Genomic DNA, 22,795 nt, shown 5'->3' on the forward strand with positions numbered 1-22,795 from the left:
GGCCGGGTGGGGTGCTGGCCTGGTGCTGGTCGCCGCCGAAGTGGATGTTGCCCGAGACAGTGCCGCCGTGCACCACAGTCCCCTGAGAGGAACCGCTGATGATCACGTTCCGTGGCTCGACGGTCCCCTCGGGCCGCGGCTCCTCCAGCAGCGCCCGCAGCTCGTCTGCCGCTTCCGGGCGCGCGACAACAGCTCGCAGCAGCCGCATCCGCAGCACGGCCTCGGCCTCAGCGACGGACGCGGCGTCCGCCTCGCGCCGCGCGGTGCGGAGCTCGGAACGCAGCTCGTCCAGGTCTCCGGCGGCCGCCTCCTCGCCTTCGCGGCCGTCGGCCGCCAGCACCCGGGCGAGGCGGTCGCGGACCGCGTCCCACGCGGAGTCGTCCAGAGACGCGACCCAAGTCACCGATGCCGCCGCCAGTCCGGCCAACTCCGCGTCCAACGCTCCCCCTTGCCGCGCATCCGCTCTTCTCGAAGGTCACCCACGATAGTTCAGCGGACCCGCGCCGCGCGGCTATCCGTGCCACGACCTCCACAGCGCCGCATACGCGCCGTCCGCCGCCACTAGTTCGTCATGCGAACCCAGCTCGCTGATCCGTCCGTCCTCGACCACCGCGATGACATCCGCGTCGTGCGCCGTGTGCAGCCGGTGCGCGATCGCCACCACGGTCCGGCCGTCCAGCACCCGCGCCAGCGACCGCTCCAGGTGCCGCGCCGCGCGCGGGTCCAGGAGGGACGTGGCCTCGTCCAGTACGAGCGTGTGCGGGTCCGCGAGGACCAGCCGGGCCAGGGCTATCTGCTGGGCCTGCGCCGGGGTCAGGGCGAAGCCGCCGGAGCCGACCTCGGTGTCGAGGCCGTCGTCCAGGCCGCCGGCCCAGTCGTTCGCGTCGACCGCGCCCAGGGCCGCCCACAGTTCGGCGTCCGTGGCCCCCTCGCGGGCAAGCCGCAGGTTGTCGCGCAGCGAGCCGACGAAGACGTGGTGCTCCTGGTTGACCAGGGCCACGTGCTCCCGTACCCGCTCCGCCGGCATCCGGGCCAGCTCCGCGCCGCCGAGGGTGATCTCGCCGCGGCGCGGGGAGTAGATGCCCGCCAGCAGCCGGCCCAGCGTCGACTTGCCCGCGCCCGACGGGCCGACGAGCGCGAGCCGGGTGCCCTGCGGCACCTGCATCGAGACCTCGTGCAGCACGTCGACGCCCTCGCGGTAGCCGAAGCGCACGTCGTCGGCGTGCACGTCGCGGCCCTCCGGCCGCAGCCGCCCGTCGCCCGCGTCCGCCTCGATCTCGCGTACGCCCACGAGCCGGGCCATCGACACCCCGGCCACCTGCAGCTCGTCGTACCAGCGCAGGATCATCCCGACCGGCTCCGCGAGCATCTGCGCCAGCAGCGCGCCCGTGGTCAGCTGGCCGACGCTGATCCAGCCCTCGAGGACGAACCAGCCGCCGAGCATCAGCACCGACCCCATGATCACCAGGTGGGTGGCGTTGAAGACCGGGAAGAACATGCAGCGCAGGTAGAGCGTGTAGCGCTCCCAGCCCAGCCACTGCCGGATCCGGGTGTCGGAGAAGCCGACCCGCCGCTCGCCCAGGCCGTGCGCCTCGACCGTACGGCCGGCCTCCACCGTCTCCGTCAGCGCCGCGGCCACCGCCGCATAGCCCGCCGCCTCCGAGCGGTACGCGCTCGGCGCCCGCTTGAAGTACCAGCGGCAGCCGAACAGCAGCACCGGCGCCGCCAGCACCACCGCGATGGCGAGCGGCGGTGCGGTGACCGTGAGCGCGCCGAGCAGCAGCCCGACCCACACCACGCCGATGGTCAGCTGCGGCACCGCCTCGCGCATGGCGTTCGCGAGCCGGTCGATGTCCGTGGTGATACGGGACAGCAGGTCACCGGTGCCGGCCCGCTCCAGCACGCCGGGCGGCAGCCCTACGGACCTGACGAGGAAGTCCTCGCGCAGGTCCGCCAGCATCCGCTCGCCCAGCATCGAGCCGCGCAGCCGCAGTTCGCGTACGAAGACCGCCTGCACCACCAGCGCCACCGCGAAGATCACGATGGTGCGGGTCAGATGCAGCTCGGTCTCGCCCTCCGACAGCCGCTCCACCACCTGGCCGAGCAGCCAGGGCCCGGCCATGGAGGCGACGACGGCGATCGCGTTCACGGCCACCAGCACGATGAAGGCGCGCCGGTGCCGCCCGATCAGCTCGCGCACGTAACCGCTCACGGTCCTGCCCGAGCCGACCGGGAGGGTGGTCGCGGTCGTGGGTGCGGCCGGGTCGTACTCCGGCGGTTTCACCCCGATCATGCCGTCTCCTCCAGCTCGTCGATCTTGTCCAGTGCCGCGCGCAGCGCCACCGCCTGCTCTTCCTCGGTCTCGCGGGTGACCACCGCGCGGTACTCCGGCTCGGCGTGCAGCAGTTCGCGGTGCCGCCCCACGGCGGCGGCCTTGCCGTCCGCCACGAGCACCACCCGGTCCGCGCGGTCCAGCAGCAGCGGACTGGACGTGAACACCACGGTCGTACGGCCCGCCCGCAGCCGCTTCACACCCTCGGCGATCCGGGCCTCGGTGTGCGAGTCCACCGCCGAGGTCGGCTCGTCGAGGACCAGCACCTCCGGGTCCGTCACCAGCGACCTGGCCAGCGCGAGCCGCTGCCGCTGGCCGCCGGAGAGCGACCGGCCCTTCTCGGTGATGTGCGTACGCATCGGGTCGCCCGAGTCGTCCGCCGACGCCTGCGCCAGGGCCGCGAGCACGTCTCCGCACTGGGCGGCATCCAGCGCGGCGGTGGCGCTCACCTTCCCCGACGACGGCACGTCGAGGAGCTCGGCGAGTGTCCCGGACAGCAGCACCGGGTCCTTGTCCTGTACGAGCACCTGGGCCCGTGCCCGCCCCAGCGGCAGCTCGTCGAGCGCCACCCCGCCGAGCAGGGCCGACTCCTCGTCGCCGGCCTCCGCCGGATGCCCGCCGAGCCGCTCCGCCAGCCGTCCGGCGGTGTCCGGGTCGCCGCACACCACCGCGGTCAGCAGCCCGGCCGGGGCGTCCACGCCGCTGGCCGGGTCGACCAGGTCGCCGCCCGGGGCGGCCGGCTCCGCGCCCGTCCCGGACGTGCTGCGCTGCAGCGCCAGCACCCGCGCCGCGCGCTTGGCCGAGGGCTTGGAGAAGGAGTACGCCATCGCGATCTCGGCGAAGTGCTGCAGCGGCATCAGCAGGAAGGTCACCGAGCCGTACACGGTCACCAGCTCGCCCACCGAGATCCGGCCGTCGCGAGCGAGGGACACCCCGTACCAGACCACCGAGATCAGCAGCAGACCCGGCAGCGCCCGCTGCAGCGCGGCGATCAGCGCCCACATCCGGGCGCTCTTCACCGCCGCCTGCCGGACCTCCTGGGAGGCCGAGCGGTAGCGGGACAGGAACAGTTCCTCGCCGCCGATGCCGCGCAGCACCCGCAGGCCCGCCACCGTGTCGGAGGCCAGCTCGGTGGCCCGGCCCGCCTTCGCGCGCTGCTCGTCGGCCCGGCGGGCCGCCTTCGGCAGCAGCGGCAGCGGGGCCAGCGCCAGCAGCGGCAGCGCGAGCGCGACGACGAGGCCCAGCTCGGGGGCGTAGAAGAGCAGGCTGACGCACACGACCACCGCGGACACCAGCGCCGCCGTACAACGCGAGAAGGACTCGACGAACCAGCCGATCTTCTCCACGTCGCCGGTCGACACCGCGACCACCTCGCCCGCCGCCACCCGCCGGGTCAGCACCGAGCCGAGCTCGGCGGCCTTGCGGGCCAGCAGCTGCTGGGTGCGGGAGGCGGCGACCAGCCAGTTGGTGACCGCTGCCTTGTGCAGCATGCTGTCGCCGAGCGTGAGCAGCACACCGAGGACGAGCAGCAGCCCGCCGGCGAGGGCCAGCCGGCCGCCGTCCTTGTCGACCACCGCCTGCACGGCCATGCCGATCGGAATCGGCAGCAGGCCGATGGGCAGCATCCACACCAGGCCCCAGAGCAGCGACGCCGCCTGGCCGCGGAGCTGCATGCGCCCCAGCCAGACCAGGTAGCGGAATCCGTTCCGGACATCGGGGTCGCCGGGGTCCGGATGCGGAAGGTCGCGAAGATGCATGACACACCAAAGGTCGGTTCGGTTTCGGGATGGAGGCTCGAATGGTGAGCCGACCAAGGTTCGCGTTTTGGGGGATTCAGTTCAAGTGGTTTTGTGCCGGGCGCCGCGGCGGTCGATCGGGGCGGGTGCGACGATGGATCGTATGCGGATTGGCGTCATACGGATCTCCTCGGCCCTGCTCGGCCTGGCGCTGGTCGCCGGCTGCGGAGCCGCGGACGAGGGCGGCGGATCCGGGTCCGGGTCCGGGAAGAAGCGCGACCCGAAGGCGGCCGCGGCGGCCGCGCGGCCGCTGCCCGGCGTCGGGAAGGCCATGTACGGCCGGGTACCGAAGGAGTCCCGGCAGCTCGTCGCCGTCTACGGCAAGGGCCCGGACTCCGCGAGCTCGACCGTCGTGCTGTACGAAAAGCAGGGCTCGAAGTGGCGCGCCGAGCACCGCTGGGCCGCGCACAACGGCAAGCGCGGCTGGACCCCTGACCACCGCGAGGGCGACAAGCGCAGCCCGGTCGGCGTCTTCACGCTCTCCGACGCGGGCGGCGTGCTCGCCGACCCGGGCGCGAAGCTGCCGTACTCGCGGTCGGGCGCCTTCACCGCGCCGCGCTACTGGCCGAAGACCCACTGGCACGACTTCGACCTGGTCCTCGCCATCGACTACAACCGCGTCAAGGGCCGCTCCCCGATCGACCCGACCCGGCCGCAGGGGCAGAAGAAGGGCGGCGGGATCTGGTTCCATCTGGACCACGGCAGCGGGACGTCGGGGTGCGTATCCCTGTCGAAGGACGCGATGACGACGCTGCTGCGCACCCTCGACCCGAAGCAGCACCCGGTCGCCGTGATGGGCGACCGGGCGTCGCTCCTCGAGAGTTGATCAGGCGGGCTTCTCCGAGTCCACGCCCGAGCGCTTCTCCTTCCACAGGCCGCGGGTGAAGTCCGGGATCTCCTGCGGGGCGCCGTTCGCCTTGATGGACAGGTGGCTGAGCGGCACCGGCGAGGTCCAGGTCACCGCGTCGTAGACGTCGAAGTCCGGGACCAGGCCGAGCTGCATGCACTGCATCACGCGGAAGACCATCATGTAGTCCATGCCGCCGTGGCCGCCGGGCGGGTTGGCGTGCTCCTTCCAGAGCCAGTGGTCGTACGAGGCGAACTCCTCGAAGTCATGCCACTTGTCGTCGGTGTGGCCCGGCTCCAGGTAGATGCGCGGCTCGTAGTCCTCGAAGACGCCCTTCGTGCCGCCGAGGGAGTTGATGCGGCTGTAGGGGTGCGGCGTGGAGACGTCGTGTTCGAGGCGAATAACCCGGCCCTTGGCCGTCTGGACCAGGCTGATGGTGCGGTCCGACTCGATGTACGTCTCCTTGAAGCTCGGGTCGCCCGGCGGCATGTTCGCCTTGCGGTACTCGGCGAGGCCGAGCGCCGGGGTGCCGAAGCTGGAGATGTGGGTGACCCGGTCGCCGCGGTTGACGTCCATGTAATTGGCGGTCGGGCCGAAGCCGTGGTTCGGGTAGAGGTCGCCCTTGAGGCGGGTGTGCCAGAGCCGGCGCCACGGGCCCTCGTAGTAGTCCGGGTCGAACATCAGGCCGCGCAGGTCGTGGTTGTACGCGCCGGCGGCGTGCAACAGGTCGCCGAACAGGCCCTCATGGGCCATCCGCAGCACCCGCATCTCGTTCTTGCCGTAGCAGCAGTTCTCCAGCTGCATGCAGTGCCGGCGGGTCTTCTCGGAGAGGTCGACGAGCTCCCAGAGCTGGCCGAGCTCCATCGCGATCGGGCACTCGACGCCGACGTGCTTGCCGTTCAGCATCGCGGACTTGGCCATCTCGAAGTGCCAGTCCCAGGGTGTGGCGACGTAGACGAAGTCGACATCGGTGCGCTCGCAGAGCTTCTCGAAGTCGTGGTCGCCCTTGACGTAGGTGGCGGGTGCCGGCTGGCCCGCGTCGGTGACCTTCTTGGCGGCCGCCTCGGTCTTGTCCTTCACCGGGTCGCAGAGCGCGGTGACCTGGACGCCGGGGATGGCGAGGAAGAGGTCGATCATGCCGCCGCCGCGGTTGCCGAGGCCGATGATGCCGACCCGGACCTTGGCACGCTTCTCGAACGGGACGTTGATCATCGTCTTGCCCTGCGGGGGCGGAGCGGCGGCGGTGCTGCCCGACGCGCTGCCGGCGTCGGCGTCCGCGGCGGCGGCCCTGCCGGTGGCCAGGCCGCCGAGGCCGAGGCCGGCGCCGGCCGCACCCGCCCCCCGTATGACGGAACGCCGGCTGAAGCCCTGTTCGTCGCGCATTGCGCCTCCCGAGTCGAGATCCAAAACGTGAACTCGACTCAGGACCCTGGTCGTTGGGGCGCGTGGTGCGCAAGGGGTTGTGCATGGATTCTGCGCGCGAATGCTTGGACTTGGCGGAAACGAAGCATGCGCGAGCAGTGTGGCGGGTTCAGGTGCCGGCTTAAGGCGCCGGCTTAAGGCGCCGGCTTCAGCGCGGCCGCGTGGCCCGCTCCAGAGCGAGCAGCGCGGAGTAGTAACTGCGCCCGGTGGCGTGGTCCATGCCGACCTCGCACATGCGGTTGGCGGAGAGGTGGGCGTCGTACGGGCGTGAGGTCACCTCGGCCGCCTCGCGGGCGGTCGCGGAGCGGGTGAGCTCCTGGTGCAGCATGCCGCGGTCGCCGGCGAAGGCGCAGCAGCCCGCGTCGTCGGGGACGACCACCTCGTCCGCGACCGCCTCGGCGACGGCCCGGAGCTGCGCCTCGTCGCCGAGGTGGCGCATGGAGCAGGTGGGGTGGACGACGGCGGAGCCGACGGTGGAGGTGACGGCCAGGTGGGGGAGGAGCTCGTCGGCGGCCCACACGATCGAGTCGAGGACGGTGAGCTGCGCGTGCAGCTTCAGGTTCTCCTCGGTGAGATACGGGACGACCTCGTGCGCGATGCCGAGGGTGCAGGAGGAGGCGTCGACGACGAGCGGGAGCTTGCCGCCGGCGGTCCAGGCCCAGGCGGCCTCGATGATGCGGTTGGCCATCAGGCGGGTGCCGGCCTCGTAGCCCTTGGAGTGCCAGATGGTGGAGCAGCAGGTGCCGGTGACGTCGTCGGGGATCCAGACGGGCCTTCCGGCGCGGCGGGAGACGGCGACGACGGCCTCGGCGAGGGAGGCGTCGCCCGGGCTGCCGAAGATGCGGTTGACGCAGGCCGGGTAGTAGACGGCGACGGCGTCGGCGCGGCGGGTGGACGGCAGGCCGCGGGCGGCCGGGCCGGGGATCTCTGGGAGCCACTCGGGGACCAGGTCGGGGCGGACGGCCTTGCGGGCGAGCCCGGTCGCGGAGGCGAGCAGGCGGTCGCTGATCTTGTCGGCGGCGGCCACGGCGAGGCGGGCGGAGCGCTCGACGAGCTTGAAGCGGCGGGCCGTTGTGGTGGCGATGCGCTCCTCGCGCCTGGAGTGCCGCTGGTGGCGGAAGTCCTTCATCATCTGGCCGGTGTCGATGCCGACGGGGCAGGCCAGCTTGCAGGTGGAGTCGCCGGCGCAGGTGTCGACGGCGTCGTAGCCGTAGGCGTCGAGGAGCTCGGCGGTGACGGGGTTCTGGCTCTGGCCGCTGCCGCTGCCGCCTGGCTGCCGCATCATCTCGCGGCGCAGCACGATGCGTTGCCGGGGTGTGGTGGTGAGGTCCTTGCTCGGGCAGGTCGGCTCGCAGAAGCCGCACTCGATGCACGGGTCGGCGACCAGCTCGACCTTCGGGATGGTCTTCAGGCCGCGGAGGTGGGCCTTGGGGTCGCGGTCGAGGAGGACGCGCGGGGCGAGCATGGTGTGCGGGTCGATGAGCTCCTTGATGCGCCACATGAGGGTGGTGGCGCGCTCGCCCCATTCGAGTTCGAGGAAGGGGGCGATGTTGCGGCCGGTGGCGTGCTCGGCCTTCAGGGAGCCGTCGAAGCGCTCGACGGTGAGGGTGCAGAAGTCGTCCATGAAGGCGGCGTAGCGGTCGACGTCGGCCGGCTTGGCGGCGTCGAAGGCGAGGAGGAAGTGCAGGTTGCCGTGCGCGGCGTGGCCGGCGACGGCGGCGTCGAAGCCGTGCTTGGCCTGCAGCGCGAGCAACTCCTCGCAGGCGTCGGCAAGTCGGGACGGCGGGACGGCGAAGTCCTCTGTGATCAGGGTGGTGCCGGCGGGGCGGGAGCCGCCGACGGCGGTGACGAACGCCTTGCGGGCCTTCCAGTAGCCGGCGATCTTCTTCGGGTCGCGGGTGAACTCGTTGTCGATGGAGGCGACGGGGGTGATCAGGTCCAGGCCGTCGAGGAGGGCGAGAGCGGTGCTCTCGTATGCGGCCAGTGCTTCCTCGTCGGGAGCGCGGTACTCCACGAGGAGAGCAGTGCTCTCCTTTGGGAGCGCCGCCCAGTCGGCGGGCACGCCGGCGACGCTCACCGAGGCGCGCAGGGTGTTCCCGTCCATCAGCTCCACGGCGAGAGCACCGCTCTCGTTGAAGAGCGGCACGGCAGCGGCGGCCGCCTGCAGCGTCGGGAAGAAGAGCAGTGCACTCGACGTGAGCCGGTGCAGCGGCAGCGCGTCGAAGACGGTCTCCGCGATGAAGCCGAGCGTGCCCTCCGAGCCCACCATCAGCCCGCGCAGGATCTGCACCGGCGTCGTCCCGTCGAGGAAGGCGTCGAGCCGGTAGCCGTTGGTGTTCTTGATCTCGTACTTGGCGCGGATCCGGGCGACCAGCTCCGCGTCCGCCTCGATCTCCGACTTCAGCGCCAGCAGCCCCGCGCACAGCTCCGGTTCGGCCGCCGCCAGCCGCTCGTCCGCGTCCGGCGCCGCCGTGTCCACCACCGTGCCCGACGGCAGCACGAAGGTGAGCGAGGCCAGCGTCCGGTACGAGTTGCGCGTCGTGCCCGCCGTCATCCCGGATGCGTTGTTCGCCACCACCCCGCCCAGCGTGCACGCGATCGCGCTCGCCGGGTCGGGACCGAGCACCCGCCCGTGCCGCGCGAGGGTGGCATTGGCCCGTACGACGGTCGTGCCCGGCTGGATGCGCGCCCGCACCCCGCCGTCCGTACCTGCCTCGACCTCGATCCCGGACCAGTGCCGGCGCACGTCCACGAGGATGTCCTCGCCCTGCGCCTGCCCGTTGAGGGAGGTCCCCGCGGCCCGGAAGACCACCTTGCGGCCGTGCTCGTGCGCGTACCGGAACACGGCGGCGACGTCCTCGGCCGTCTCGGCGACCACGACGACCTGCGGCACGAAGCGGTACGGGCTCGCGTCGGAGGCGTAGCGCACCAGGTCCGAGACCTTCGTGAGCACCTTGTCCGCGCCGAGCAGCGCCGTCAGGTCGCCCTTCAGGGGCTCGGGCGTGCCGCCGGCCTGCTCGTCCAAGACCCGGTCCGGCGCCGGACCCGGCGTGGCGGACGGGCGGAGCGCACCCGGCTTGGGTTCCAGCAGGGGCGGCATCGGCGGCTCCTCGGCGTCGGCTCAGCAGCGGTGGTCGTCCGGTCGTTCGACCAATGTGGAGAGTAGTCCTCCCAGCTGCTCGCGCTGCCGAGCGGTCAGGGGTTTCAGGATGTCCTCCGCGGCGGCGCGGCGCGCGGCGCGCAGCTTGAGGAGTATGGCGCGGCCCTCGCCGGTGAGCTCGATGCGGATGACGCGCCGGTTCGACGGGTCGGGGGCGCGGCGGACGGCGCCGTGCTCCTCCAGGGCGTCGACCAGGGTGGTGACGGCCCGGGGGACCACCTCCAGGCGGGCGGCCAGATCGGCCATCCGCGGCGGGGTGTCGTAGTGCTCGACCGTGCGCAGCAGCCGGGACTGGGCGGGCGTCATGCCGAGCGGTTCGAAGTGCCGCTTCTGCGCGCGGTGCAGCCGGCGCGTCAGGCTCAGCAGCTGGTCGGCCACGGCGGAGTCGGCGCCCGCCTGCGCGGCGGCGGAAGAATCGGTCGAGGGCATGCGTTGAGCGTATCAGGACCTAGCTCATTGTGAGCGTAGGTAAGTATGAGCTACGCTCGGTATGTCCTGCTGTCACCTTCCCCGATCCTGGAGGCACATGCCCCGCCACGACCACACCCCCGAGTGGACCCCGCCGGAACCCGACCCCGAGCAGCCGGCCCAGGTCCGCCGCATCCTCCGCCTCTTCCGTCCGTACCGCGCCCGGCTCGCGCTCGTCGGCCTGCTGGTCGCCGCCGCGTCCCTGGTCTCGGTCGCCACGCCCTTCCTGCTCAAGGAGATCCTCGACACCGCGATCCCCGAGGGCCGCACGGGGCTGCTCAGCCTGCTCGCGCTCGGCATGATCGTCGCCGCCGTCCTCGGCGGCGTCTTCGGCGTCCTGCAGACCCTCATCTCCACCACCGTCGGCCAGCGCGTCATGCACGACCTGCGCACCGGCGTCTACGCGCAGCTGCAGCGCATGCCGCTCGCCTTCTTCACCAAGACCCGCACCGGCGAGGTGCAGTCCCGGATCGCCAACGACATCGGCGGCATGCAGGCCACCGTCACGTCCACCGCGACGTCGATCGTCTCCAACGCCACCAGCGTCATCGCCACCGTCGTCGCCATGCTCGCCCTCGACTGGCGCCTCACCCTCGTCTCCCTGCTGCTGCTCCCGCTCTTCGTCTGGATCAGCCGCAAGGTCGGCCGCGAGCGCAAGAAGATCACCTCGCAGAAGCAGAAGCAGATGGCCGCCATGGCCGCGCAGGTGACCGAGTCGCTGTCGGTCAGCGGCATCCTCCTCGGCCGCACCATGGGCCGCGCCGACTCCCTGACCCAGTCCTTCGCGGACGAGTCCCACCAGCTCGTCGGCCTCGAGGTGCGCTCCAACATGGCGGGCCGCTGGCGCATGGCCACCATCGGCGTCGTCATGGCCGCGATGCCCGCCGTCATCTACTGGGCCGCGGGCGTCGCCATGTCCGTCGGCGGCCCCGGGATCTCCCTCGGCACCGTCGTCGCCTTCGTCTCGCTGCAGCAGGGCCTCTTCCGCCCGACCGTCAGCCTGCTGTCGACCGGCGTGCAGGTGCAGACGTCCCTCGCGCTCTTCCAGCGCATCTTCGAATACCTCGACCTCAAGGCCGACATCGAGGAGCCGGCGCACCCGGTGCCGCTCGACAAGGTCCGCGGCGACGTCCGCTTCGAGCAGGTCGGCTTCCGTTACGAGCCGGACGCCGCCGCCGACACCCTCCGCGGCATCGACCTCACCGTCCCGGCCGGCAGTTCGCTGGCCGTCGTCGGCGCCACCGGATCCGGCAAGACGACGCTCGGCCATCTGGTGCCCCGCCTCTACGACGCCACCTCCGGCCGGGTCACCATCGACGGCACCGACGTCCGCGACCTCTCCTTCGACACCCTCGCGGCCGCGGTCGGCGTGGTCTCCCAGGAGACGTACCTCTTCCACGCCTCGGTCGCCGACAACCTCCGCTTCGCCAAGCCGGACGCCACCGACGCGGAGCTCATCGGCGCGGCCAAGGCCGCCCAGATCCACGACCACATCGCCTCGCTCCCGGACGGCTACGACACCCTCGTCGGCGAGCGCGGCTACCGCTTCTCGGGCGGCGAGCAGCAGCGCCTGGCCATCGCCCGGACGATCCTGCGCGACCCGCCGGTGCTGATCCTGGACGAGGCGACGAGCGCCCTGGACACCCGCACCGAGCTGGCGGTCCAGCAGGCCATCGACGAGCTGTCCGCGGGCCGTACGACGATCACCATCGCGCACCGCCTGTCCACCATCCGCGACGCCGACCAGATCGCCGTGCTCAACGGCGGCCACGTGGCCGAACTGGGCACCCACGACGAGCTCCTCGCCGCCGACGGCCGCTACGCGGAGCTGGTCCGCCGCGACGCGCGGACGCAGCCGGCGGTCACGGTCTGAGAGCCTGCCGATGGTCACGGTCTGAGAGCCCGCCGGCCCCCGGGCAGGTCACCCGAACGGCCCACGGCCCCCACGGGCCGCGATGCCGCGCCTCCCGCGCCCGCCGAAGCTGAGAAGTAAGGATCAGCCGGCAAGGGAGTGACAGCGATGGTGACCAGGCCCTCGACCGTACGGATAGCCGCCGTGACCGTGGGAGCGACCGTCTTCGCGACGCTCGGCTGGGTGCAGCCGGCCGCCGCGCAGGACGACGTGTGGGTGGTACGGACCGCCGAGTTCTCCGCCGCGGACTCCGGCGAGGACGCCGTGACGTACGCCCCCGGGCTGGTGCCCGAGGACGCCCGTATCGCGGTGGTCGAGAGCGCCGCGGCCGACAGCACCAAGGTCGTGGTGGCGGTGCACGGGCTGGAGAAGAACCGGATGTTCGGCGTGCACGTGCACACCGGCAAGTGCGGCGCCAAGGGCGACGACGCGGGCCCGCACTACCAGGACAAGAAGGACCCGGAGACGCCCTCGGTCGACCCGCAGTACGCCAACCGGAAGAACGAGGTCTGGCTGGACATGACGACCGACGACGGCGGCTCCGGCGGCGCCACCGCGGAACAGCAGTGGCGCTTCCGCAAGGGCGAGGCCCAGTCGGTGATCCTGCACGAGCACCACACCTCCACCAAGGACGGCGAGGCGGGCACTGCCGGCGACCGGCTGGCCTGCTTCAACGTGCCCTTCGAGTAGGCCGGATGCGGCGGGTTAACGTACGCCCATGAGGGTCATCACGGCAGTCCGCGGCGACATCACCGAGCAGCACGTCGACGCGATCGTCAACGCCGCCAACTCGTCCCTCCTCGGCGGCGGGGGAGTGGACGGCGCCATCCACCGCAAGGGCGGCAAGCGCATCCTCGAGGAGTGCCGGGCGCTGCGCGCTTCCCATTACGGGAAGGGGCTGCCGGCCGGGGAGGCCGTCGCCACCACCGCGGGGCAGCTCCCGGCACGCTGGGTGATCCATACGGTCGGCCCGGTGTGGTCCGCCGAGCAGGACCGCTCGGACCTGCTCGCCGCCTGCCACCGCAATTCGCTGGCGGTGGCCCGTGAACTGGGCGCCCGTACCGTCGCCTTCCCCGCCATCTCCACCGGGATCTTCTCCTGGCCGGTGGCCGATGCCGCGCGGATCGCGGTGGGGGCGGTGCAGGAGGCGGTCGACAAGAGCGCCTTCGACGAGGTGCGTTTCGTGCTCTTCGACCAGATGGCGTACGACACCTATGCCGAGCTGATCGGGGGCGCGTAAGCGAATGGCCCTCATTCCCCTCTCGGATGAGAACTGACGGCTGACCGCATCCTGTGCTCGACTCCGACGCGTCCGCATCGACGCATCGGAGGGATCCGCTCCATGAACGACGGATATCCGGGCGCCAGTTCACGGCGCACATTCCTGAAGGCCGGCTCGACCGTGGCCGCCGCGACCGCCGCCGGGGTCGGCCTCGGCGGGGGCGCCGCCCAGGCCGCGGAGAGTGCCGCCACGGCCCCGTTTCCCCAGCTGAAGTGGCCGGACGAGGTACGCGAGGGCGCCGACACCCCGAAGCTGTGCCAGTGGATGTCCCGCAACCCCGACGAGGCGACGGTCCGCCGCTGGCGGCAGGCGGGCATCACCGGCGCGCTGGTCACCGACGTACCCGAAGTCCCCTGGAAGGCGGCCGAGCTGACGGCCGACCGGGAGCGGCTCGAGGACCAGGGCATGCACGTCACCGCGTATCTGATCAGCGCCCCGGACGCGGTGGTGCGCGGCGAGGACGGCCGGGACAAGGCCATCGAGGACATCAAGACCTCCCTGAAGGCGGCGGGCGAGGCCGGCATCCCGGTGGTCGAGTACAACTGGTACGTCCACCGCCTCTTCGAGGGCTATTACGAGGAGATCGACGAGGGCGACCGGCCCGGCGCCGGCTACACCGCCTTCGACCTCGACCACGAGGTCGACGGGGTGAAGGTCCGCGACCTGCCGCGCCCCGACGGCGTACCCGCCTTCACCCGTGAGGAGCTGTGGGAGCACTACGAGCACTTCCTGCGCGAGGTGATGCCGGTCGCCGAGGAGGCCGGCGTGCGGATGGCCGTGCACCCCAACGACCCGCCGGCCGCGGTCAGTCGCGGCAACCCGCAGATCATGGGCTCGGTCGCGGACTGGAAGCGGATGGTGGAGACGGTCGACAGCCCGGCCAACGGCATGACCGTGCACGCGGGCGTGACCGCGGAAGTCGGCTTCGACTCGGTCGAGTTCCTGCGCTGGATGTGCGCCAAGGACCGGGTCAATCACATCCACTACCGCAACGTCCGGGTGGACGAGCCGCGGGTGAAGTACGCCGAGGTCTTCCCGGACACCGGCGAGACCGACATGTTCGGCTTCATGCGGCAGCTGGTGCGCGCCGGCTACCCGCGGGGCATCCTCGCCGAGCATCCGCGGGCGCTGGACTTCGACCGCGAGAACGGCTCCATCGAGGACAACCAGTACAAGGACGTGGGCGGCGGCGGCCACGGCGGCGAGCTGTACGACACCGGCTACGCCCGCGCCATGATGCAGGCCGCCCTGATCATGGAGCGCGGCCGGAAGGGCGGCGGGCTCGGGTGACCGGGCTGCTCTTCGAGGCCGACGCCAGGGCCGCCCTGCGGCGCGGCGTGGACGCGGTCGCGGACGCCGCGCGGGTCACCCTGGGCCCCAGCGGCCGCCGCGTGGTGATCGGCGGCGCGGACGGCCCGGTGGTGACGGCGGACGGCGCCACGGTGGCGGCGGCGGTCGAGCTCGCGGATCCGTACGCCAACCTCGGCGCGGCGCTCGTACGCGAGGCCGCGGAGCGCACCCGGGCGGCCGTGGGCGACGGCACCACCACCACGATCGTGCTGACCCAGGCGCTGGTCGCCGCCGGGATGCGCGCGGTCGCGGCCGGCGCCCATCCGGCGGCGCTGCGGCGGGGCATGGACGCGGCGGTGGCGGCGGTCGTGGCCCACCTGGACGGTGCCGCGCGGCCGATGTCAGGCGAGCAGGAGATGGCGCTGGTGGCCGCCGCCGCGGCGGGCGACCGGGAGTGGGGCGAGGTGATCGCGCGGGCCTGCGCGAAGACCGGGCCACAGGGCGCCGTCACCGTCGAGACGGCCCATGTGCCGGGCGTGGAGGCGGAGTTCACGGATGGCTTCGTGCTCGACCGGGGCTTCCTCAGCCCGCTGATGATGACCCACCCGGAGCAGGGCGAGGCGGTGCTGGAGAACGCGTACGTGCTGCTGCACCCCGGCACGATCGAGTCGCTCGACGCGCTGCTCCCGGTCCTGGACCGCGTCGCCGCCACCGGCCGGCCGCTGCTGGTCGTCGCGGGCGGGCTGCGGCAAGACGTGCTGGCCGCACTGGTGATGAACCGGCTGCGCGGCACGCTGCTGTGCGCCGCGGTCGAGGCGCCGGCGCTGGGCGACCGGCGCCGCACCCACCTGGAGGACCTCGCCGCGCTGACCGGCGGGCAGGTGGTGACGCCGGAGAAGGGCCTGCCGCTGGAGCGGGTCACACCGGCCGAACTGGGCGACGTGGCGCGGGTGGTGGTCACCAGGACGACCACGACGGTGACGGGTGGCGCGGGCGCGCCGGAGGCGGTGCGGGGGCGGGTGGCACACCTGGAGCGCTCCCTGCGTACGGCCACGGACGCCTTCGACCGCGAGGTGCTCGAGCAGCGGCTGGCGCGGCTCACCGGCGGGCTCTGCGTGCTCAAGGTGGGGGCGGACTCGGATACGGAAGGGGCGGAGCGCAGGCAGCGGATCACCGGCGCGGTGGCGGCGGCGCGAGCGGCGGCCGCCGAGGGGACCGTCCCCGGCGGCGGCACCGCGCTGCTCCGCGCCGCGGCGGCCCTGGAGGACGGCCTCGCGCTTGCCGGGGACGAGCGCACCGGCGTGCTGACCGTACGGGCCGCGCTGGCGGCGCCGCTGCGCCGGATTGCCGCGGCCGCAGGCATGGACGGCGCCCACCTCGCGGCCCGCGCCGCGATGGCCCCCGCCGGTCACGGCTGGGACGCGGCGACGGACCGCTGGTGCGACCTCGCCGCGGCCGGCGTGCTGGACCCGGTCCGAGTGCCGCGCACGGCCCTGCACAACGCGGCCTCGGTGGCGGGCCTGCTCCTCACCGCCGGCGGCCTCGTCGTGAACCACCGCCCCGCCGACCCGGACGCAGTGAGCTGGCGCCGCCGCGGCCACGGCCACCACCACGCCTAGGGTGATCGGCTCTCTTGCGGCTCGGTGCCGGTCTCGTGGGCCCAGCGGTGGCTCCAGGCGGAGAGCGGGCCCAGCGCCGTGACCAGGTCGGCGCCGAGGGCGGTGAGTTCGTAGCCGTCGCCGTGTGGGGTGATGAGGCGGGCTTCGGTGAGTTCGCGGATGCGGGTGTTGAGGACGCTGGAGGACATGCGTTCGCAGCGGCGCTGCAACTCGCGGAAGCCGGCGGGGGATTGGTGCAGCTCCCACAGGATGCGCAGTGTCCAGCGGCGGCCGATCAGGTCGAGGGCCGCCATGACCGGGCGGCCCGTCTCGGAGCCGCGTACGGGCGTCCCCGGCCGCGGTGTTCCGGCTGTCATGCACTTCCTCCCTTGCGCTTCTTTTTCCGAAGCATCAGCATAGTGCTTCGGAAAGAGAAGCAGAGGAGGAGTGCATGCCCCGCATCGAACCGCTCGTCCCGCCGTACCCGCCCGAGATCGCCGAATCCCTGCGGCGCTGGATGCCGCCGGACGTCACCCACGAACCCCTGGCCCTCTTCCGGGTCCTGCACCGGAACCCGGAGCTGGCCTCCCGCATGTTCCGCCTGGGCGCCGGGCTACTGGCCCACGGGCTGCTCCCGGCCGCCGACCGCGAGGTCGTCATCGCGCGCGTGACCGCCCGCGCCGGGTGCGCGTACGAGTGGGGCGTGCACGCCGCCGTATACGCCGAGGAGGTCGGGCTCACCCCGGAGCAGCTGCGGGCCACCGCCGCACCGGACCCCACGGCCGACGCGCAGTGGCCGCCGCGGCACACCGCACTGCTGCGCGCCGTCGACGAACTCCACGACGGCGCGCAGCTGTCGGCCCCGGCCTGGGACGCCCTGCGCGAGCACTACGACGAGCCGCAGCTCCTCGAACTCCTCGTCCTGGCCGGCTGGTACCGCACCATCAGCTACCTCGCCAACGGCCTGCGGCTCGAGGGCGAGCCCTGGGCCGCCCCCTTCCCTCAGTCCGCCGGGCAGAGCCGGTAGGCGTACGCGTACGCACGGTCGGCGTGCAGCAGATACTTCTCCAGCGGCGGCGCGCCCCAGGAGTCGTTGCCGCCGACGCCCATCTGCCGGTGGTTCACGCCGAGCACCGTCTCCTCGCGGGCCCGCAGCTCGTACGGATGCCCCGGGCCGTCGAGATCGTGCGGGGTGAAGTGCAGCGCGCTCAGCTCCAGCAGATGCTCGCCCTCGGCGCGTACCGCGAGACCCGCGCCCCGCCCGTCGGTCACGGTCGCGCGGCGGACGTCCGTGACGTTGCCGGTCTGCTGCGGCCGTACGTAGGCGTGCAACTGCCCGGCGACCGTGCTGCGGTGACTGCCGACGAAGGCCGCCGTCTTACGGTCCTGGAAGTTCTCCTGCGGGCCGCGCCCGTACCAGCGGAAGTCCTCGTGCCCCGCCGGGAGGGTGAGCAGCGCGCCCACCATCGGGAGGTCGGGCAGGCCCGCGCCCGGGGTGAGGGTGTGGCGGACCAGGACGGTGGCGTCGCCGCGGATGGTGAAGACGGTGGTCCAGCGCGACGTGGCGGGTTCGGTCGGCAGCGTGCAGGCGACCTCGATCGTCACCTCGGACGCGGACGGCTGCTCGGTCGTCACCTCGTCGACCTTGCGCTTGGTCCCCGCGTCGCGCCACGTGCGCAGCTTGGTGTGGGCGTCGCGGCCGATGTCGTTGTCGGTCGGGCCGCGCCAGAAGTTCGGCACCGGGCCCTCGGCCAGCAGCGCACGGCCGCCGGCGCGGTACGAGGAGAGGGCGCCGGTGGCCTTGTCGAGTACGACTTCGACGTCCCGCCCGGTGACGGTCACCTTCGCGTCGGTCTCCTCGACGTCGAGTTCGGGCAGCCCGCCCGCGCCCGGGTCGGCGGGCGCGGGCCGGCCCCAGGGGAGCGCCAGCTGCTCGGTGGCGACGATGTGCCCGGCCCGCGCCCAGGGCGCGTCGGCGCGCAGCGCGAACCGCACATTGAGCCAGTACTCGGCCCCCGCGGGCGGATCTTCGGGCGCCTCGATCGGCAGTTTTACGTCGGCCTCCGCGCCCGGCTCGACCTCGGGCGCGGGCAGCGCCCCGGCCTGCACCCGCTTGCCGTCGCGGGTGACCTCCCAGCGCAGCTCGTAGTCGCCGAGGTCCTTGAAGAGCTGGCGGTTGGCGACCTTGACCGTCCCCGAGCCTGCGTCGTCCGAGCTCACCCGCACGTACTGGTAGACCTTCTTCACCTCCAGCAGCGCCGGGCTCGGCTCGCGGTCGCCGCGGACGATGCCGTTGCAGCAGAAGTTGCCGTCGGTGGGATAGCCGGGCACCCAGTCGCCGCCGTAGGAGAGATAGCTGCCGGCGATGCCGCCGGGGACCGGGCGGCGCAGCGTCTGGTCCGCGAAGTCCCAGATGAAGGCGCCGTGGAGGTTGTCGTACGCCTCGATGATGTCCCAGTACTCCCGCAGATTGCCGGTGGAGTTGCCCATCGAGTGGGCGTACTCGCAGAGGATGAAGGGCTTCGGATTCCCCGACTTGCCGTACGCCGCCACCTCGTCGGGCTTGGCGTACATGCGGCTCTCCATGTCGGCCACGGAGTTCATGCCCTCGTAGTGCACCGGCCGGGACGGGTCGCGGTCGTGCGCCCAGTCGGCCATCGCCGTGAAGTTGCCGCCCGCGCCCGCCTCATTGCCCAGCGACCAGGCGACGACGCACGGGTGGTTCTTGTCGCGTTCGACCATGCTGCGGATGCGGTCGACGCAGGACTCGGTCCAATCCGGCAGGCCGGCCGGGAAGCGGTCGCGGATCTCGTGGGACTCGAGGTTGGTCTCGCCGATGACGTACAGGCCGTATTCGTCGCACAGATCCAGCAGCCGCGCGTCGGCCGGATAGTGCGCGGTGCGGAGCGCGTTGAGATTGTGCCGCTTCATCAGCAGGACGTCCTCGAGCAGGCGCTCGCGCGGCACCGCCTGGCCGTGGTCCGGGTGGTTGTCGTGCCGGTTGGTGCCCTTGAGGAGAATCGGCTTGCCGTTGACCGTGAACGCCCCCGGGCCGCACGCGATCTCCCGGAAGCCGACCCGGGTGCGGTGCGCCTCGACCGTGCGGTCGCCGTCGAGCACCTCGGTGACCAGCGCGTACAGGTGCGGTTCCTCCGCCGACCACTTCCTGGGAGCGGCGACTTCGGCGGCCAGCTCCACGGTCGCCCGGTCCCCGTCGAAGACCGCGTCCGCCGTACGGGAGGCCACCTCGCCGCCGTCCGGGCCGAGGAGGGTGCAGCGGACGCGATGGCCGGACGTGCCGCCGTCCCCCTGATCGCGCAGCACCGCGGTGACCTTCAGCTCCGCATCTCGATAGGCGGCGTCGAGCGCGGTGCGCACCTCGAGGTCGTGCAGGTGGAGCGCCGGTACGGAGTACAGGTACACGTCGCGGAAGATCCCGGACACGTCGATCATGTCCTGGTCCTCCAGCCAGCTGCCGTCCGACCAGCGGAAGACCTGCACGGCAAGGGTGTTCGTGCCGTCCTTCAGATGGTCGGTGAGGTCGAACTCGGCCGGGGTGTAGCTGTCCTCGCTGTAGCCGACACGGGTGCCGTTCAGCCAGACGAAGAAGGCGGACTTCACGCCCTGGAAGGAGATCAGCGTCCGGCGCCCGCGCCAGCCCTTCGGCACGGTGAAGGTGCGGCGGTACGAGCCGACGGGGTTGAACTTCTCCGGCACGGCCGGCGGCTCGGGCTTCTCGTAACCGGTCCACGGATACGGGATGTTGAGGTAGATCGGCTCGCGGTAGCCGTGCTGCTCCCAGTTGGCGGGCACCGGCAGCTCGTCCCAGCCCCCGTCGTCGAAGCCCGGTGCCTCGAAGCCGGCGGGGCGGCCGTCCGGCGTTTCGGCCCAGTGGAAGCGCCAGGTGCCGTTGAGGGAGCGGTGGTACGGCGAGTCGGCCGCGGGCCCGCCGGCGCGGGCCGCCGCGGCGCCGGCGTACGGGATGAGCTGGGCGCGGGCGGGTTCGCGGCCGATCTGGACGGTGCCGGGGGAGTTGCGCCAGGGGTCGTCGGCCGGCTGCGGCGCGGCGGCGGTGAAGGCATCCTTCTGGGCGGCGTAAGCGGCCCATCCGGCCAGGGCGGAGGCGGCGAGGAACCCTCGGCGGCTCAGGGGGATGCGCATGCGTCCAGCTCCGAACGAAAGGCAACAGGGTGCCCCATGCTCGAACAGCGACCTTGGCCTATCAACCCATCTCGCGGTCGGCGTCGTCCAGTTGGCCGGTTCCGGCTCAAGAAAACTAAGCGAACGATCGTGCTACTATCTCCGCATGAATGCCATGGCAGCACTCCTGCGCACCTCGCTGAACGCCACCTCGTCCGCCGCCCCGCGCCTGGCCGGCCGGGCCGCCTTCGCCCTCTTCCGGCGCCCGCTGGTGCGCCCCCGGCTGCGTCCGTACGAGCGCGAGCTGATGGCTTCCGCCTGGTACGGCAGCACCACCGTCAATGGCAAGAACGTGGTGACGTACTGCTGGGGCGACGGCGAGCGGCCGGTGCTGCTCGTGCACGGCTGGCAGTCCCGGGCCGCGCACTTCTCGGCGCATGTCGCGGCGCTGCGGTCGGCCGGCTATTCGCCCGTGACCTTCGACGCGCCGGGGCACGGGGCGTCGGGCGGGCGGGAGATGACGATCCTGGAGTACCGCGAGATCATGCGCCGGCTCGGCGCGGAGCACGGCCGCTTCGACGCCGTGATCGGGCACTCCTTCGGCGCGATGGCCGCGTTCTTCGCGGTGCGCGAGCGGGCGGTCGCGGCGGACCGGCTGGTCAGTCTTGCCGGAATCCCGGACTTCGGGCATCTGGTGCGGCAGTTCCGGGTGGAGCTGGGGCTGCGGGAGCGGCTCGAGGACGAGGTGCGGCGGCGCGTCGTCGACTATCTCTTCCCGCTGGAGGGCGACATCTGGGAGCGATTCTCGTCGGCCGTACGCCCTGAAGAGGTGAATGTGGAGCAGGTGTTGCTCGTCCACGACGCGGACGACCGACGGGCTCCGGCCGAATTGTCGGAGCGGGTCGCGGCGGCGTACGGCGACCGGGCCCGGCTCGTCGTGACCCGCGGGCTCGGGCACAACCGGATCCTGCGTGATGCCGATACGGCGGCTGCGGTGCTGGACTTCGTGACGGCGCCGTCAGGCGCCGAGCTGCGGCGGTAGCGCCCCGGGGTCGGTGGCGACGGCGGCCAGGCGGGCGAGGATGGCGCGGCCCGCGCGGTCGTACGCGGAGTCCTCGCCGTGCAGCACGGAATAGAGGTTCGCGGACTCCAGCAGCGAGATGAGCTCGAAGGCGAGCTGCGCGGGGTCGGCGGCGTCGGTCAGCTCACCGGCGTCCTTGGCCTCGCGGAGGGTGGTCTCCACGTAGTCGTTCCACTGGCGGTGGGCGTCCCGGAGCGCGTCGTGCACCGGGCCGCTGCGGGCGTCGAACTCGGCGATGACGCCGGAGAAGAAGCAGCCGCCGGGGAAGATGCGGGTGCGGGAGTAAGCCGACCAGGAGGCGGCGAGGGCGAGCGCGCGGCCGAGGCCCGGCGGGTGCGCCTCGGCGGGCTTGACGACCTGCTCCGCGTAGACCGAGGAGGCCGCCCTGATGGTGGCCAGCTGCAGCTCCTCCTTCGAGCCGAAGAGCGCGAAGACGCCGCTCTTGCTGAGCTTGAGCTCATTCGCGATGCGCCCGAGCGACAGCCCTTCCAGGCCCTCGACGGAGGCGATCTCCATGGTCCTGGCCAGCACCGTGCGCCGGGTGGCATTCCCGCGCGCTACGCGCCCGTCCGTCCGTGCTGTGGTCATGCACCGGCCTCCTCGACTCTGCGGGTCCAGTTTACTGACCGTCCGGTCGTGCAGGTTCAGGACGGCCGGTTGTCAGTGGTGAGGTGCAGACTTGGCGGCATGGCTGAGGAGCGGGAAACCATCGAGCGGTTCTGGGCGGCGTGCGACAAGGGCGAGTGGGACGTCTTCGCCGGTCTGCTGGCCGAGGACGTGATCTACCGGGCGCCGAAGTCGCGCGAGCGGGTGCGCGGGCGCGAGGCCGTCGTGCGGTTCAACCGGGAATTCCCCGGCGACTGGCACCTGGCGGTGGAGGACCTCGTCGCGGGGGAGGGGCGGGCGGTGAGCCGGATCCGCTTCGAGATGGTTGGGGAGACGGGGACGGACACGGGGATCTCGTTCTTCACCTTCACCGAGGACGGTCTGATATCCGAGATCGAGGACTACTGGCCGGACCCGTACGAGCGGCCGGCCAGTCGCGCGCATCTCTCGGAGCTGTACTGAGCGGTTAGCGGTAGAGGAGGTACTTGCGGCGGGTGGCTTCGAAGGTGGCGACTTCGTCGGCCCAGGCGGCGACGACGTCGTTCGCGGATGTGCCGTCGTCGATCATGGTGCGCAGCCGGGGTGATCCGGAGAGTTTGTCGATCCAGTAGGGGCGCTGGGTGTCCCCGTCGTCCTTGCGCCATTCGAAGGCGGCGTATTTCTTCGCTTCGACCAGCATGGCGACGGCGGTGGGGATGGGTTGGTAGCGGCGTCGGTCGGTGACGTGGATCTGGACGCCGGCGCAGGTTTTGCCCTGGTGTTTGCTGAAGGTGGGGACGAAGTAGGCCTCGCGGAAGGTGACGCCGGGCAGTTTCAGGGCGTTGAGGCGGTCGCTGTAGTGGTAGTCCAGGTAGGGGCCGC

The 22,795-nt window shown here is 72.2% G+C and carries 18 protein-coding genes and 1 pseudogene; 9 read left to right on the top strand and 10 right to left on the bottom strand.

Annotated features, from left to right (window positions below; translation table 11 throughout):
• From G5C51_RS24720 to G5C51_RS24730, 3 genes are all read right to left on the bottom strand, one after another.
• Positions 1–439, bottom strand: a 439-nt coding sequence (locus G5C51_RS24720) for a hypothetical protein (RefSeq protein WP_165240399.1), incomplete at its 3' end; no start/stop codon positions are given.
• Between the two features lie 72 nt (positions 440–511).
• Positions 512–2,293 carry an ABC transporter ATP-binding protein gene (locus G5C51_RS24725; RefSeq protein ID WP_165240400.1) on the bottom strand — a complete coding sequence of 594 codons (1,782 nt, stop codon included), beginning with the start codon at positions 2,291–2,293 and terminating at the stop codon, positions 512–514.
• Positions 2,290–4,089, bottom strand: a complete 1,800-nt coding sequence (locus G5C51_RS24730) for an ABC transporter transmembrane domain-containing protein (RefSeq protein ID WP_165240401.1) — start codon at positions 4,087–4,089, stop codon at positions 2,290–2,292. Before G5C51_RS24730 ends, G5C51_RS24725 begins: the two co-directional genes overlap by 4 nt.
• Positions 4,090–4,231: 142 nt before the next feature.
• Here G5C51_RS24730 and G5C51_RS24735 point away from each other — a divergent pair, with 142 nt between their 5' ends.
• Positions 4,232–4,954 (top strand): L,D-transpeptidase family protein, encoded by a 723-nt coding sequence (locus G5C51_RS24735; RefSeq protein WP_165240402.1) that lies wholly within the window; start codon positions 4,232–4,234, stop codon positions 4,952–4,954.
• On the opposite strand, the gene G5C51_RS24740 is transcribed toward G5C51_RS24735, so the two are convergent.
• The 3 genes from G5C51_RS24740 to G5C51_RS24750 form a co-directional block, all read right to left on the bottom strand.
• A complete protein-coding gene (locus G5C51_RS24740; RefSeq protein ID WP_165240403.1) occupies positions 4,955–6,358 on the bottom strand; it encodes a Gfo/Idh/MocA family protein in 1,404 nt (467 codons plus the stop codon).
• 187 nt (positions 6,359–6,545) lie between these two features.
• Positions 6,546–9,497: an FAD-binding and (Fe-S)-binding domain-containing protein gene (locus tag G5C51_RS24745; protein WP_165240404.1), complete on the bottom strand. Its 2,952-nt coding sequence runs from the start codon at positions 9,495–9,497 to the stop codon at positions 6,546–6,548.
• Positions 9,498–9,518: 21 nt separating this feature from the next.
• Positions 9,519–9,986 carry a MarR family winged helix-turn-helix transcriptional regulator gene (locus G5C51_RS24750; protein WP_165240405.1) on the bottom strand — a complete coding sequence of 156 codons (468 nt, stop codon included), beginning with the start codon at positions 9,984–9,986 and terminating at the stop codon, positions 9,519–9,521.
• Positions 9,987–10,083: 97 nt separating this feature from the next.
• Between G5C51_RS24750 and G5C51_RS24755 the strand changes: the two genes are divergently transcribed.
• The 5 genes from G5C51_RS24755 to groEL all read left to right on the top strand — a co-directional run bounded on the left by G5C51_RS24755 (position 10,084) and on the right by groEL (position 16,128).
• Positions 10,084–11,898, top strand: a complete 1,815-nt coding sequence (locus G5C51_RS24755; RefSeq protein ID WP_165240406.1) for an ABC transporter ATP-binding protein — start codon at positions 10,084–10,086, stop codon at positions 11,896–11,898.
• Between the two features lie 147 nt (positions 11,899–12,045).
• Positions 12,046–12,627 carry a superoxide dismutase family protein gene (locus G5C51_RS24760; protein WP_165240407.1) on the top strand — a complete coding sequence of 194 codons (582 nt, stop codon included), beginning with the start codon at positions 12,046–12,048 and terminating at the stop codon, positions 12,625–12,627.
• Between the two features lie 28 nt (positions 12,628–12,655).
• Positions 12,656–13,177 (top strand): O-acetyl-ADP-ribose deacetylase, encoded by a 522-nt coding sequence (locus tag G5C51_RS24765; RefSeq protein WP_165240408.1) that lies wholly within the window; start codon positions 12,656–12,658, stop codon positions 13,175–13,177.
• 102 nt (positions 13,178–13,279) lie between these two features.
• The gene (locus tag G5C51_RS24770; RefSeq protein ID WP_165240409.1) at positions 13,280–14,509 is read left to right on the top strand and encodes a mannonate dehydratase; all 1,230 of its coding nucleotides are present in this window, start codon (positions 13,280–13,282) and stop codon (positions 14,507–14,509) included.
• On the top strand, positions 14,506–16,128 hold the full coding sequence (gene groEL / locus G5C51_RS24775; protein ID WP_165240410.1) for a chaperonin GroEL: 1,623 nt from the start codon (positions 14,506–14,508) through the stop codon (positions 16,126–16,128). Before G5C51_RS24770 ends, groEL begins: the two co-directional genes overlap by 4 nt.
• On the opposite strand, the gene G5C51_RS24780 is transcribed toward groEL, so the two are convergent.
• Positions 16,125–16,484, bottom strand: coding sequence for a winged helix-turn-helix transcriptional regulator (locus G5C51_RS24780; RefSeq protein WP_165240411.1), 360 nt, complete (start codon positions 16,482–16,484; stop codon positions 16,125–16,127). The two genes, groEL and G5C51_RS24780, sit on opposite strands and share 4 nt — an antisense overlap.
• 74 nt (positions 16,485–16,558) lie before the next feature.
• Here G5C51_RS24780 and G5C51_RS24785 point away from each other — a divergent pair, with 74 nt between their 5' ends.
• A complete protein-coding gene (locus tag G5C51_RS24785) occupies positions 16,559–17,134 on the top strand; it encodes a carboxymuconolactone decarboxylase family protein (protein ID WP_165240412.1) in 576 nt (191 codons plus the stop codon).
• Here G5C51_RS24785 and lacZ read toward each other — a convergent pair.
• Entirely contained in the window at positions 17,110–20,268 is a 3,159-nt protein-coding gene (gene lacZ, locus G5C51_RS24790; RefSeq protein ID WP_165240413.1) for a beta-galactosidase, LacZ type, read from the bottom strand. The two genes, G5C51_RS24785 and lacZ, sit on opposite strands and share 25 nt — an antisense overlap.
• 145 nt (positions 20,269–20,413) lie before the next feature.
• On the opposite strand from lacZ, the gene G5C51_RS24795 reads away from it, so the two are divergent.
• Positions 20,414–21,289: an alpha/beta hydrolase gene (locus tag G5C51_RS24795; RefSeq protein WP_165240414.1), complete on the top strand. Its 876-nt coding sequence runs from the start codon at positions 20,414–20,416 to the stop codon at positions 21,287–21,289.
• On the opposite strand, the gene G5C51_RS24800 is transcribed toward G5C51_RS24795, so the two are convergent.
• A complete protein-coding gene (locus G5C51_RS24800; RefSeq protein WP_165240415.1) occupies positions 21,266–21,916 on the bottom strand; it encodes a TetR/AcrR family transcriptional regulator in 651 nt (216 codons plus the stop codon). The two genes, G5C51_RS24795 and G5C51_RS24800, sit on opposite strands and share 24 nt — an antisense overlap.
• 99 nt (positions 21,917–22,015) lie before the next feature.
• Between G5C51_RS24800 and G5C51_RS24805 the strand changes: the two genes are divergently transcribed.
• Positions 22,016–22,396, top strand: a complete 381-nt coding sequence (locus G5C51_RS24805; protein ID WP_165240416.1) for a nuclear transport factor 2 family protein — start codon at positions 22,016–22,018, stop codon at positions 22,394–22,396.
• A 4-nt stretch (positions 22,397–22,400) separates the two neighbouring features.
• On the opposite strand, the pseudogene G5C51_RS24810 reads toward G5C51_RS24805, so the two are convergent.
• Positions 22,401–22,795, bottom strand: a pseudogene (locus G5C51_RS24810) (DUF1343 domain-containing protein); the annotation flags it as partial.

This window comes from Streptomyces coryli (genome assembly GCF_011044975.1).
Classification (GTDB): Bacteria; Actinomycetota; Actinomycetes; order Streptomycetales; family Streptomycetaceae; genus Streptomyces; species Streptomyces coryli.

Excerpts from the sequence above, each read along its gene's own strand:
- G5C51_RS24740 (WP_165240403.1), bottom strand. The coding sequence starts at position 6,358 with ATGCGCGACGAACAGGGCTTCAGCCGGCGTTCCGTCATACGGGGGGCG.
- lacZ (WP_165240413.1), bottom strand. The coding sequence starts at position 20,268 with ATGCGCATCCCCCTGAGCCGCCGAGGGTTCCTCGCCGCCTCCGCCCTG.
- G5C51_RS24735 (WP_165240402.1), top strand. The coding sequence starts at position 4,232 with ATGCGGATTGGCGTCATACGGATCTCCTCGGCCCTGCTCGGCCTGGCG.
- G5C51_RS24750 (WP_165240405.1), bottom strand. The coding sequence starts at position 9,986 with ATGCCCTCGACCGATTCTTCCGCCGCCGCGCAGGCGGGCGCCGACTCC.
- G5C51_RS24785 (WP_165240412.1), top strand. The coding sequence starts at position 16,559 with ATGCCCCGCATCGAACCGCTCGTCCCGCCGTACCCGCCCGAGATCGCC.
- G5C51_RS24745 (WP_165240404.1), bottom strand. The coding sequence starts at position 9,497 with ATGCCGCCCCTGCTGGAACCCAAGCCGGGTGCGCTCCGCCCGTCCGCC.
- G5C51_RS24770 (WP_165240409.1), top strand. The coding sequence starts at position 13,280 with ATGAACGACGGATATCCGGGCGCCAGTTCACGGCGCACATTCCTGAAG.
- G5C51_RS24795 (WP_165240414.1), top strand. The coding sequence starts at position 20,414 with ATGAATGCCATGGCAGCACTCCTGCGCACCTCGCTGAACGCCACCTCG.
- G5C51_RS24760 (WP_165240407.1), top strand. The coding sequence starts at position 12,046 with ATGGTGACCAGGCCCTCGACCGTACGGATAGCCGCCGTGACCGTGGGA.
- G5C51_RS24725 (WP_165240400.1), bottom strand. The coding sequence starts at position 2,293 with ATGATCGGGGTGAAACCGCCGGAGTACGACCCGGCCGCACCCACGACC.
- G5C51_RS24780 (WP_165240411.1), bottom strand. The coding sequence starts at position 16,484 with ATGACAGCCGGAACACCGCGGCCGGGGACGCCCGTACGCGGCTCCGAG.
- G5C51_RS24805 (WP_165240416.1), top strand. The coding sequence starts at position 22,016 with ATGGCTGAGGAGCGGGAAACCATCGAGCGGTTCTGGGCGGCGTGCGAC.
- G5C51_RS24730 (WP_165240401.1), bottom strand. The coding sequence starts at position 4,089 with ATGCATCTTCGCGACCTTCCGCATCCGGACCCCGGCGACCCCGATGTC.
- G5C51_RS24755 (WP_165240406.1), top strand. The coding sequence starts at position 10,084 with ATGCCCCGCCACGACCACACCCCCGAGTGGACCCCGCCGGAACCCGAC.
- G5C51_RS24800 (WP_165240415.1), bottom strand. The coding sequence starts at position 21,916 with ATGACCACAGCACGGACGGACGGGCGCGTAGCGCGCGGGAATGCCACC.
- G5C51_RS24765 (WP_165240408.1), top strand. The coding sequence starts at position 12,656 with ATGAGGGTCATCACGGCAGTCCGCGGCGACATCACCGAGCAGCACGTC.